This is a genomic window from Paenibacillus polysaccharolyticus (assembly GCF_023714295.1).
GTDB classification, from domain to species: Bacteria; Bacillota; Bacilli; order Paenibacillales; family Paenibacillaceae; genus Paenibacillus; species Paenibacillus polysaccharolyticus_A.
The window spans coordinates 102,218-114,415 of the sequence record NZ_JAMAUN010000005.1; the positions used below are offsets into that span (position 1 = coordinate 102,218).

8 protein-coding genes are annotated in these 12,198 nt (G+C 49.4%); all 8 read left to right on the plus strand.

Going from position 1 to position 12,198, the window contains the following annotated elements; genetic code table 11:
* Window positions 1–159 precede the first annotated feature (159 nt).
* The 8 genes from M3629_RS14745 (at window position 160) to M3629_RS14780 (ending at window position 11,760) form a co-directional block, all read left to right on the plus strand.
* Window positions 160–1,182, plus strand: a complete 1,023-nt coding sequence (locus M3629_RS14745) for a hypothetical protein (protein WP_251507639.1) — start codon at window positions 160–162, stop codon at window positions 1,180–1,182.
* 72 nt (window positions 1,183–1,254) lie between these two features.
* Complete coding sequence (locus M3629_RS14750) at window positions 1,255–2,610, plus strand: diaminobutyrate--2-oxoglutarate transaminase (RefSeq protein WP_251507641.1); 1,356 nt, start codon at window positions 1,255–1,257, stop codon at window positions 2,608–2,610.
* Complete coding sequence (locus M3629_RS14755; protein WP_285888790.1) at window positions 2,604–4,058, plus strand: MFS transporter; 1,455 nt, start codon at window positions 2,604–2,606, stop codon at window positions 4,056–4,058. The genes M3629_RS14750 and M3629_RS14755 overlap by 7 nt, the downstream gene beginning before the upstream one ends.
* On the plus strand, window positions 4,015–5,745 hold the full coding sequence (locus M3629_RS14760; protein WP_251508124.1) for an IucA/IucC family protein: 1,731 nt from the start codon (window positions 4,015–4,017) through the stop codon (window positions 5,743–5,745). Before M3629_RS14755 ends, M3629_RS14760 begins: the two co-directional genes overlap by 44 nt.
* Window positions 5,723–7,783 (plus strand): IucA/IucC family protein, encoded by a 2,061-nt coding sequence (locus M3629_RS14765; RefSeq protein WP_251507645.1) that lies wholly within the window; start codon window positions 5,723–5,725, stop codon window positions 7,781–7,783. The genes M3629_RS14760 and M3629_RS14765 overlap by 23 nt, the downstream gene beginning before the upstream one ends.
* The gene (locus M3629_RS14770; protein ID WP_251507646.1) at window positions 7,780–8,556 is read left to right on the plus strand and encodes an HpcH/HpaI aldolase family protein; all 777 of its coding nucleotides are present in this window, start codon (window positions 7,780–7,782) and stop codon (window positions 8,554–8,556) included. Before M3629_RS14765 ends, M3629_RS14770 begins: the two co-directional genes overlap by 4 nt.
* A complete protein-coding gene (locus M3629_RS14775; protein WP_251507648.1) occupies window positions 8,553–9,812 on the plus strand; it encodes a type III PLP-dependent enzyme in 1,260 nt (419 codons plus the stop codon). The genes M3629_RS14770 and M3629_RS14775 overlap by 4 nt, the downstream gene beginning before the upstream one ends.
* Window positions 9,772–11,760, plus strand: coding sequence for an IucA/IucC family protein (locus tag M3629_RS14780; protein WP_251507649.1), 1,989 nt, complete (start codon window positions 9,772–9,774; stop codon window positions 11,758–11,760). The genes M3629_RS14775 and M3629_RS14780 overlap by 41 nt, the downstream gene beginning before the upstream one ends.
* Window positions 11,761–12,198 lie beyond the last annotated feature (438 nt).

The window sequence follows — 12,198 nt, forward strand, 5'->3', positions numbered from 1 at the left end:
CCAATACTCCACGATTACAATGCCAATACCCTTCTGAAATAAAGATATTTTTTCCCTGAAAAGTTTCATATTGACAACGGGTGAATAATTACCATAAAATAGATTTTGTGTGATACTGATAATCATTATCAATAAAATCAACCGATAGGAAGGTCGGATATGAATTTACTTCGTTCCAAATGTTCCGTATTTCCAGAAGGTTTTGAGAATCTACAGAATCGGCTGATTCTGAACAAAGCAAGAGAGATGGGGATCGGGTGCGAGTTGCTGGTGGATGGTTGTGAGGATTTTCTAAAACTGTCCTTGGAGCACAAACAGATCATCATTAACAAAACGAGAACTCACCGGCTACCGCTGATCGCTGGACTGCTTGCCAAGAATAAACAGGCATGTAATCTGATCCTGCATGAACAGGGGATGCCAGTTCCTCCTCATATCGTTGTAGCGGCCATGGGAGAAGAGGCCGAAGTTTTCCTTCATCAATACAGTTCCATCGTAGTCAAACCGCTGGATTCGAGCAGCAGTCAGGGGGTTACGCTGGATGTACGCACCGTTGCTGAGCTGGAAGCGGCAATTCATCTCGCAACCCAATATGGCAGTAGCATACTGCTGCAACAATATGTCATTGGAACCGACTACCGGGTGCTGATTATCAACGGACAGGTAGCGGCGGTTAACCAATACCGTCCTGTGTATGTGACGGGTAACGGCAGTTCGTCTGTCCGTGAACGGATTGAAATGCTGAACCGGAACCGCATGCAGGACACAGAGATTGGTGTGTACGAAGCTTTCCCCGCGATTGACCTAGAAAATACTCATCTGCTGGATACATTGCGTAAGCAAGGACTTGCTTTGAATGACGTCTCTCCTGTGGATCAGGAGATTGAACTGTATGACCTCCGTAATTCGGCAGCCGGAAAGATCAGTGAATTTTACAGCGATTGTACGGATGACATTCACCCGGATAATGCCCGCATGATGATACAGGCAGCCCGAGCGCTCCAGATTGACGTTGCAGGTATCGATGTTCGCTGTAAGGACATTCGAGTACCTATTACAACGGAACAGGGAGGCATTCTGGAGGTCAACGCCTTGCCAGATCTCACTCACCATGTGTATCCACATGGCGGCACGACACGAGACGTTGTTCGGCAGTATCTGGAATATCTCAGTCAGAGTTAGCGCTTAGCATTATTCAATAACGAATGTACAGGCAATTGGGCCTGAATCGATGATAAGGAGCGTTAGAGAGTTATGTCAGTAGAGGTTCAGACGGAATACCTGAAGCTGCAGAACGAGAAGGAGTCCAACGCACGAGCGTACCCACGGCATTTCCCGCTCGTCATCAGCAAAGCTCAAGGCATCAAGATCACGGATACGGAAGGCCGTGAGTATTACGATTGTTTGGCAGGTGCGGGCACACTCGCGCTTGGACATAACCATGAATCAGTCATTGGTGCTATTCGGGATGTTCTGGATCAGCAGATTCCATTACATACACTCGATTTGGCCACACCACTTAAGCTTTCGTTTATGCAAGAGATATTCTCTTTACTGCCCGAAGAGATGCGGAATACATCCAAAATTCAGTTCTGCGGCCCAACGGGAGCGGATGCGGTCGAAGCCGCAATTAAGCTGGTGAAGCATGCTACAGGCGGGAAGTCCATTCTGGCTTTCCAAGGTGGATATCACGGTTCAACCCAAGCGACGATGTCGATGAGCGGCAATTTGAGTAAAAAGGAAAACCTGCAAAGTCTCCTGCCGGATGTGCATTTCTTGCCATTTCCCTATGAATATCGTTGTCCGTTTGGTGTTGGTGAAGGCATGACTGCCCGATTAAGTGCACAGTATATCGAGAATGTACTGGATGATTGCGAGAGCGGAATAGCTGCACCGTGCGGAGTGATCGTAGAAACGGTACAGGGCGAGGGTGGAGCGATTCCTGCAGATATTGAGTGGCTGAGAGAGTTACGCCGAATTACTGTGGAACGAAATATTCCGCTCATTATTGACGAAGTGCAGACTGGCATTGCACGTACGGGTCGAATGTTTTCGTTTGAACATGCGGGCATTGTGCCTGATGTCATTATTTGCTCAAAAGCCGTAGGTGGCAGTCTTCCCATGTCGGTTGTGATCTATAAGGAGGAGCTGGATCAGTGGAAACCCGGTGCGCATACGGGCACATTTCGTGGCAATCAGCTGGCCATGGCAGCAGGTCTAGCTACGCTCCGTTATATTCGGGAGCAGAATGTGATGCAGAACGTGCATCTGCGTAGTGAGCAGTTCATGGCAAGGTTACAGGCGATGAAAAGCCGTTTTGCCGAAATTGGTGATGTTCGTGGCCGCGGGCTAATGATCGGTGTTGAAGTGGTTAACCCGCAAGGGGGTAAGGATCGTCTTGGACATTATCTACAGCATGGTGAACTAGCGTCCATTATACAGCAGCAATGTTTCCGTAATGGACTCATTGTGGAAGTTGGCGGACGTCATTCTGCGGTTGTGCGTTTCTTGCCGCCGCTGAATATTACGGAGAAGGAAGCAGGCGAGGTACTGGCGATCTTTGAACAATCCGTATCGGAAGCCATTGCATTAACGCCAACTTTATGCTGAGTGTATCACTGCTTCGGCGGCATGCGGTTTTACTTGCCATTCTGCTGGGAGCCTTCACGCTTGTGCTTACCAACAGTGCCTTTAACCTGCTGATCCCGTATTTTATCGAATATTATGACATTTCCGCCACGGCGGGCGGCTGGATCATTGCCCTGTATATGCTCGCCATGACATTAACGATGCCGCTGGCTTCCCTAGTCGTAGATCGGCTGGGGCGTAAGCGGACCTATATGCTCGGTATTTGCATCTATGGAGTATTTTCGGTGCTCGGTGCATTGCTCCATTCCTATATTGAAGTATTGCTACTTGTAAGGTTCATGCATGGTGTGGCAGCTGGCCTGATGATTCCTTTATCCCTTGTGTTGCTGTTCGATGTCTACGGCCCGGAGGTTCGAGGACGCATTACGGGTGCATGGGGACTGCTGCTGATGCTAGCTCCTGCGGCTGGACCGACCCTTGGCGGATTTATCATTCAGTATGGAAGGCTGGAGATGCTGTTCTGGCTGAATGTACCCTTGGCTGTTTTTTCATTGATCGGCTGTGGACGAGTGATTCAAGCCTACACACCTGCTCGCAGGAAAAAGTGGCATCCATCCAGTGTGATACGGCTTGTTAGCGCAGTGGGTGCACTCAGTCTGGGCGTACAGGTGTACGCCAGCCCAGCAGTAGCTCCATGGATATCATGGACACTGATTGTGCTTGGCCTAGTGCTTCTTATTCGTTTTATCCAGGTTGAAAATACACGTGATGAACCGCTGATACGTTATTCGTTGCTACGGAGAAAAGGTGTATTTCCTCTTACCGTTCTGATCTCTACGATTCAGGATTGTGTCATGTTTGGCGTGATTTTTGCGGTTCCCCTGCTTTTTCAGGAGGTATTTCAGTTGTCTCCAGCGCTTTCCGGTGCCTTGTTCATTCCGCTCTCCATTTCTACGAGTCTGTTCATGTGGATCGGAGGAAACTTGCTGGATCGCGGGAGGTCACTTCAGTTTATCGCTTGGGGCACATTGCTGGTATCGATATCTATTCTGACGTTTGCCTTTCTGCCCATGGGGGCGTCCATATGGATCATCGGGGTGCTCATGGCGTGCCGGGGCATTGGCGTAGGACTGTCCGGTATGAGCATTTCTGCAATCGGACTGCAGGCGTTACCTGAGGAAGACATGCATGAAGGATCGGTGCTGTCCACAACGGTTGAACGACTGGCTTCATCGTTTGCAGTCATGGGCATGACGCTGTATTACGATATGCGCTGGCAATGGCTCGCCGAACATGGAAGATCGATTGAGTTAGCGAAATGGGGAGCCGTTAAAGAAATATGCGTAGGTCTTGGTTGTGCCATTCTGCTGACGTTACCTCTAGTCTTACTTATAACTCGAAAGAAGGTTGGCTTCATTGTTCAAAATGGAAAACAAACTCCGGTCCAAGGCGGAGCAACAGGCCGATGAGCATTCCTGCAAGTTGCTACTGAACTGTTATATCCGTGAGCTTGGGCCGAAAAAAGCTGAACATATGCAGCTTAACCCGGATACGCTGACGTATACGATTGCTTTTCCAACCAGCCGTGTAAGCGTGATGGGGTTGCTATCCTACTACTCGGCGATGGGGGAGCATGAATATCTCAGCATGAACTGGAATGGACAAGCCGTGCATAGCCGGGATCTGGTACGCTGGATATCGTCTGAAATTAGTGGAGATCAAGGTCGGGGAGCCGAACGCGTTCGTGAATTTACTCAAAAAGTGGAGAACAGTGTGGCTAATATGACCTTGTACATGGAGCAGGCGTCCGATCTCGGGATATATGACTATATTACCTCTGAACAATCCCTGCTGTACGGTCACCCGTTTCATCCTTTTCCCAAAAACTCCAGGGGTTTCACTGCCACGGATGTACAGCGATACAGTCCAGAACTTCGAACCTCATTTCAGCTCTGTTACATCGCCGTAAGGCAGGATGTGTATACAGAGGAATGGGTACAACATGCGGACAAAATGGATCTGCATCAGCTTCTAGGAAGCCATGAATGGTCTGTATCCAAAGAAAAGCTGGCCATGTATGGGATTGTGCCAATCCATCCGTGGCAGTATGCGTATATCTCCAGTCTGGACGAGTTGCAGTCCTATATCGTTGAAGAAAAGATATTGTTGCTCGGCCATGCAGGGCCCCTTGCCTATCCGACTTCTTCCGTACGTACAGTATACATTCCGGACTGGAACTGCAACATCAAGCTGTCGCTGCATATGCAGATTACGAATATGATTCGCACCAATAGTGCCGAGCAGATGCGGCGGACACTGGATGCGTCCAATTATGTGTGGCAACAGGGCTGTTTCGAAGCGGAGCCTTGTACCCATATCGCATATGAGACAGGTGTAGCGACATGTAAGTTTGAGGACGAAGAACTTACCCGATTATTCACCGTTGCTTATCGTCCGATTGAGTTCGACGCTGCGAGTACCTATGTATTGTCCAGTCTGGTGGAGTCGCCATTGCCAGGAGCACCATCCCGCTTAGTGACCATGCTGTGTGGTAGACAGGATGATGCCGATGTCGTTGATCGTGACAAGGTAGAGCAATGGTTGTCACGATACTTGGACTGTTCACTGTTGCCGCTTGTACGGGCGGCTGGAGAGAAAGGCATTCATTTTGAAGCCCATTTGCAGAATACGTTAGTGACGCTGGAGCAAGGCATGCCGGTTGCTTTTATCGTACGTGATCTGGAAGGGGTCAGTGTAGATGAGCAGCTAGTGGATGGATGGCAGCGGCATGAGCAAAGGGAGATTCTAAGTTCAAAAGTGTCCGAGCTGTTACGTTATTCGCGTGAGAAGGCATGGGCGCGAACCTCGTATTATTTTATCGTAAACCATCTGGGTTCGTTAATTCATGTATTGGCTCGGGATGTGAACGTATCGGAGGAATACTTCTGGATGCAGGTACGTGAGGTGCTTGAGGAAGAATGGGCACGAACAGGTAACGCTTATGTGGAGCATTTGCTGACCGCAGACGCTTTTCTGGCCAAACAAAATCTGGTGAGTTGTCTCACGGGCATTAGTCAAACTCCGGCTTATGTGCCGGTAGGTAACGTCATGAAACGTTTAGGGAGTGAAGCACGTGAGATTCGCGAAAATCGGTAATGAGGCAGAAGAGAAGAAGGAAAGTAAACCAGCAGAAATGTTAAAAACAGAGACAACTGAAATAAGCGGAACAAGTGGAACAAATAAGATTAACAGCACGAGTGAACGAAGCGGAAAAAACGAACAAAACGAACAAAACGAACCTAATGAATCACACGAATCACCCCAATCTAATGAATCACACCAATCACAAATTGTGGAAAAAGGACTTAGAACGCCAAATGACAACGCAGTCCCTGTATATGTGGAAGTTCAGGAAAGGATCATACGCCAGGCGCTGGAAGCGATGTGGTTCGAAGATATCTTGGATCGTCAGTTGAACGGGAGTGAGTGGTCGACCTGCGGTGTTACTGCAACTGGTGAATCCGTGGTGTATACGTGTGACGCAGAGCAGAAGTTTTCGTTTGCACGGGTGAAGGTGAAGGTCGGGTCGATCAAGCGCGAAGGCGTTGTCTGCACGGATCTGGATGTGTTTTTGGAAGAGATGGTGCTGAATCGTTTGCAGGGTGCAAAGCTGACGGCATTTGTTCAGGAATTGCAAGAAACGATGGCGAAAGACAGTCAGTGCCGGGCTTTGCTGCCTCTTCGCATTCCGGCAGGGGATCGTCACTACGATGCGCTGGAAAGTCACATGACTGATGGTCATCTGTATCATCCAAGCTACAAGTCCAGGTTAGGATTCTCGCTGAAAGACAATCTCGCCTACGGCCCCGAGTTCAATGCCGACGTTCCACTCATTTGGGTTGCGGTGAGAAAAGAATTGGCTCAAGCGGCTATTTCCGATGGATATGATCTGGCAGCACTGCTGGAACAGCATCTGACCAGGGAAGATTTGCAGCAATTCCGTCAGGTCATTTCGGACAAAACGGCTTCCTTACATATGGATGCTTACGTATTCATTCCGATTCATCCGTGGCAGTGGGAGCACGCGGTCGAATCTATATTTGCCAAACAACTAATGGATGGAGACATCATATATCTGGGGGCTTCGGCCTCAGCCTATCGTGCGCAACAATCCATTCGTTCCCTCTCCAATCGGGAAAATCCAGAAGCACCTTACATCAAGCTGGCTTTGAGTATTACAAATACGTCTAGCACACGTATTCTCGCCCAACATACAACGCAAAACGCACCCCTGATTAGCGACTGGCTGGGTCAATTGATACGTGAAGATGAGCTGTTGCAGCGCGAGCAGTTTGCCATTTTAAAAGAAATCATGGGTCTGTCGTTTCGTTACGAACAATTACCTGTTACGCAGTACGGCCGCGCTTATGGCACCCTGGGTGCGATCTGGCGTGAAAATGTATCCGTTCACCTGAATGCAGGCGAGATGGCTTGGCCACTGAATGCTCTCATGTTGGTGCAACGAAACGGAGTTCCTTTTATCCAGGAGGCGATCGAGCGTCATGGGGTTCAGCCATGGGCAGAGGCCTTGGTGCGTACACTTACACTGCCTGTCATTCATCTTTTGTATGCGCACGGAATTGCGTTTGAATGCCATGCCCAGAATATCATTTTGGTACTGGAAAACGAGTTGCCGAAACGCATCATCCTGAAAGATTTACATGATGGCGTTCGTTATGTCCCCGATCAGTTGCTGCACCCGGAACGTGCACCGAAGCTGCATCCTGAACCGGAAACTCATCGCAGTTTCAATCGATATTCGTTCATCTATGCCGGGGATGTGTCGGAGGTACGCGACTATACGTACGATGCGTTCTTTTTTATCTGCATGACGGATATTGCGCTGTCGTTGGAGCGATATGGTTTGTCCGAAGAAACGTTTTGGAAGCTGTGCGCTGGAGTAATTCTGGATTATCAGCGGCAACATCCCGAGTATGCCGAGCGGTTTGACATGTTTAATCTTTTGGCAGAGGATGCCCTGATTGAAGAGATGACGAAGCGCCGTTTGTATGGGGATGGGGAGTTATATTTCCGCAAAACAAAAAATCCACTCCGGCTAGCCAAGGATATGCTTGAACGGAAGGATGAACTCAAACCGAAGGAAGAAGACGAACAGAAGGCAGCAAACCGATGAGGAAGAATACGCTTCAGGAAAAGATTGCTCGCAAACAGCAGGTATTTGGCCTATTTGTATCGATTCCGCACCCGATCATCATCGAGATGATTGGTCATGCCAACTATGATTTTGTCATCATTGATCTGGAGCATACGGCAACGTCGATGGAATCGGTAGAAGAGATGATAAGAGCCGCCGAACTGGTTGGTATTACACCACTTGTACGTATTGCGAAGGTCGAGCGCACGGTAATTCTGAAGGTACTGGACTGCGGGGCACAGGGGATCGTGATTCCTCATGTGGAGACGCTCTCGCAAGTGAAGGAAGCTGTACATCATGCCTATTACCATCCATTGGGTATGCGCAGTCTTAACAGTGGGCGTCCAGGTGTATTCGGTAAATTTCCGCTAACGGAATACATTACGGAAGCCAACTCGCAGGTGATGATCGTGCCGATGATTGAAAGTGTGAAAGGGGTACGTCAGAGCTCGGAGATTTTATCTCATCCGCAGGTGAGCTTTGTGCTGGAAGGTGCAGCGGACTTATCACAATCACTTGGTGTGCCTTGGCAGACCAACCACCCGGATGTGAGAGAAGCACTAGGCGTATTGTACGAGAACGCGCAACAATTCGGCGTACCTTATGCAACAGTCACCCGAGGAATGGAAGATATGGCGGTATGGCGTGAGCGTGGTGTGCACATCTATGTGCTGGGGGATGACCGGAATACGGCATTTCGAGCCTACGCCCAAAAGCGGAATGACTATGGAAGCGCAGGTGAACAGTTATGAAAGCCAGTGTACAGCAAGCCTTAGATGTGATCCAACGCCAAAAGCATGAACCGATCTGTGCGTACATTTACGATCTGGCAGGTATGCAGGAGCAGATCCGCGGCATGTTGCAAACGATGCCATGGAATACGAAGTTATTCTATGCCATCAAAGCCAATCCCGATCCACGTATTATTGAAGCGCTACTTCCACTCGTGAAGGGTTTCGAGGTGGCATCTATTGGCGAGCTGCTCAAGGTTCGGGCGGTGAGCCAGGAAATTCCGATCCTGTTTGGCGGCCCGGGTAAGAAGGAGAGCGAGCTGAAGCTGGCGATCGAGCATAACGTGAGTTATATCCATGTAGAGAGCCTGCTGGAGTTGCGCCGTATCATTGCGATTGCCAAAGAGAGAGAGCAACAGAAGCCCGAGGTGCGTGTGCTGCTCCGCATCAACTTGCGAAGTACCTTGCCACAAACCAAAATTGTGATGGGCGGTGGCCCAAGTCCGTTTGGTATCGATGAAGAGGCGGTGGAGGAAGTGATGGAGCTGATTCGTGTGGAAGGCGCGGGTTCGGTTCGGTTATGCGGATTCCATTTCCACTCCCTGTCGAACAATATGGACGCCAGACTGCATGCCGAGATGATCGAGCTATATTTGCAAAAGGTAGAGCGCTGGCAACAGCAATATAACTTGCAGGTGGACGTGGTCAATGCAGGCGGAGGGTTTGGTGTGACATATGACGGGAGTCCGGGCTTTGACTGGTCGTTGTTTACCACGCTTTTGCAGCAGAGTGAAGCTAGAAATCGTCTGGCTACCCGAGGGGGAGAATTGTTTTTTGAATCGGGTCGCTTGTTAGTGGCAGATCACGGTTATTATGCAACCGAGGTAACGGATATTAAACGTTCGCACGGACAGATGTTTGTCATTTTAAGGGGAGGTACACATCATCATCGGCTGCCTGCATCATGGGGACATAATCATCCCTTCCACATTGTATATACGGATCGATGGAAGCATGAGTTTACAAGACCTGAGGTGCGGAGAGAGCGAGCTCATATTGTAGGTGAATTATGTACGCCGAAGGATCGTATGCACTCCGATGCAGAGATTGACCATTTAAGAGTCGGCGATGTGATTGTGTTCGAAAAATCCGGTGCGTACGCCTGGACGATCTCGCATCATGATTTCCTGGGGCATCCGCACCCGGCATTCCACTATTTGATGGAGGGTGATGAACATGTCAACGTTAATGCAACGTTCCAGTCGGCAAACTGCTGAACAGCAGGTGATGTCCGATCTGATGAATAGCCTGCTCGCTGAGCAGTTACTTCCACTGCAAGGTCACCGTTTTGTTGATTTTGCTACTGCACCTGCACAGCTTCGACAGTTATATCAGGGGTATGCTCAATGGGAAAAGGGTAGCGCGAAGAAACATGTACATGACATTGTCGATGAGCAGAACAAGAGTGGGTATAACTCCAATGAGTATAACTTTACGCTGGATAATTTCAGTGAGAGTAACTCTACTGAGGATCACGCTAGTGCTCAGGATATGTCCGTTGTTACGCCGCCTTTCAGTCTGGGTTTGCATACCGAAGGTGTAATTTGTCTAGTTGAAAACGGAGTAAGACAAGGCATTCAGTGGGTTCAGGGATCACCGATCTATCAGCAATATTCGGATGGAAGCTGGACGATGCTTGATACTCCGGCGGCCGTGGGGCGTGCGGTGTTGAAACGGGCGTTATCCGAAGATGAATTTAAGCAGCCGGGTGTGGCAGATTTTCTGGCAAGTTTGGACCTGGCTGTAGAGCACTATGAACTTGGTTGGAATCAGGTGCAGACGTTGTCTGCTTACCGTCCGAAGTCCGCATATGAATGGTTTGTGAAAAGTGAGCGTATTGCTGCGCTTCGGGATCGCCCGTTCCATCCTTCTTCCAAAGCAAAGGTTGGATTCAGGACCGAAGATGTTAAGACATACGCAGCTGAGTTCGGTAAGGAGATTCGATTGCGCTGGGTAGCGATTAAGCGGGATGCTGTGCAACAGGGATGTGAAGACGGCTTGTCGATTCTGGATATGCTGTATGATGCTCAGCGAGAGGAAGTTCAGGCTGAATGCTCTCGCAGAGGTTTGTCGATGGACGAGTACTTGCCTATGCCCGTGCATCCTTGGCAGCTGGAACACATCATTTTGCCGCGATTTACGAAAGAAATCGTAGAAGGCAGCGTTGTGGTGCTGGATGCGCAGATTGGAGATGTATTTGCTACGTCATCTCTGCGGTCGATGGCTCAAACGGCTGAGTCTGCACTCATGCTCAAGTTGCCCGTTAGTGTGCTGTCGCTCGGTGCCGCGCGATATCTTCCGGTTGTTAAGCTGCTGAATGGACTTGTGGGAGAGAAGATGTTAAGGCAGGCAGTGGCTTGTGACGAGACATTGAAAGAGAACGTGTACATGTGTGAGGAGCAGAACTGGTGGGGCTTCATGCCGGAGTCCATGGGATTGTTCGACGATCACCCGCGGCATCTGGCAGCACAGATTCGTGTCTATCCCGCCGAACTGCTGGATGATGGCTACAAAATTGTGCCGATGGCTGCACTCGGCGTAAATCTGGATGGGCACCATCTGCTCACCGAAATCATGGGCAGGAATCTGAGTGTAGAAGATGTTCTGGAGTTCTACAATCAAATTGCGACTACATTCTATGATATCGTGATGCGTTTGTTCAAGGTGGGGGTTGTACCGGAGATTCATGGTCAGAACTGCTGTCTGGTGTTGGAGCATAATCAGGTGGAGGGACTATTATTCCGGGATCATGACTCTGTGCGTTTGCATCAACCGTATCTGGACAAACATGGAATTGCTGATCCGGGATATCATATTCGTCCGGGGTATTCGAACAGTCTCTATAATGAGACGATCCAGAAGCTGATCTTTTATGTGCAGTCCCTTGGGACGCAGGTGAATCTGGCTTCGATCATGGAAGCGATGAGCGAAGTGTACAACATCCCGGAAACGAAGTTCTGGGAGATCACGGAGCAGGCCTGGCGGGAAGCACTGCACGAGGTGCAGCTTCCCGAGACGGATCGGTCCACGCTGGAGCGCGTGATCTTCGAGAGCGAGGCGTGGCCTGTGAAGTTAGTTGTCCGTCCGCTGCTTGAGGCGGACGGTGTGCCAGGCGCGATGCCATCGGGCAAAGGCCAAGGGTGGAACCCTTTTTACAAGGCGTAGGATTGGATGGGAGTATTCCTCCGATAACTTAACAACGCTAACGATCTCAGATGAGCTTATTGGAGTGATATAGGGTCCTCTGGAATTCTAACGATCACCAGGGAGCTTATTTCGCAAAAAACATAGGTTTATCGCCTGTTTTCACTTCCTTTTCTCAAAATAGGGTTCCCTGTGATCGTTAGAAAATAAAACGGTGTGATTCTGCCCAAATAGCGTCTCTGGTGATCGTTAGAAAAAGGGACAGGTGGTAAGGGGAGGGGCTGAAGTTAGCGAGGCTTAATTAGAGAGCCGTGATTAGAGAGATAAGACGGGGAACGTAAAACAGAATTTCAACTGATATCAGCCATCTAGAGGTGGCCCGTGCGCGGGTTGCCTCCTTTTTTTGCTTTTTTTTTGATGTTGGTTTCGTCGTAGATCGTGAGATTATGTTAAGGTGCC

Coding starts and splice junctions, on each gene's coding strand:
- M3629_RS14745 (WP_251507639.1), top strand. CDS start 160: ATGAATTTACTTCGTTCCAAATGTTCCGTATTTCCAGAAGGTTTTGAG.
- M3629_RS14750 (WP_251507641.1), top strand. CDS start 1,255: ATGTCAGTAGAGGTTCAGACGGAATACCTGAAGCTGCAGAACGAGAAG.
- M3629_RS14755 (WP_285888790.1), top strand. CDS start 2,604: ATGCTGAGTGTATCACTGCTTCGGCGGCATGCGGTTTTACTTGCCATT.
- M3629_RS14760 (WP_251508124.1), top strand. CDS start 4,015: ATGGAAAACAAACTCCGGTCCAAGGCGGAGCAACAGGCCGATGAGCAT.
- M3629_RS14770 (WP_251507646.1), top strand. CDS start 7,780: ATGAGGAAGAATACGCTTCAGGAAAAGATTGCTCGCAAACAGCAGGTA.
- M3629_RS14775 (WP_251507648.1), top strand. CDS start 8,553: ATGAAAGCCAGTGTACAGCAAGCCTTAGATGTGATCCAACGCCAAAAG.
- M3629_RS14780 (WP_251507649.1), top strand. CDS start 9,772: ATGTCAACGTTAATGCAACGTTCCAGTCGGCAAACTGCTGAACAGCAG.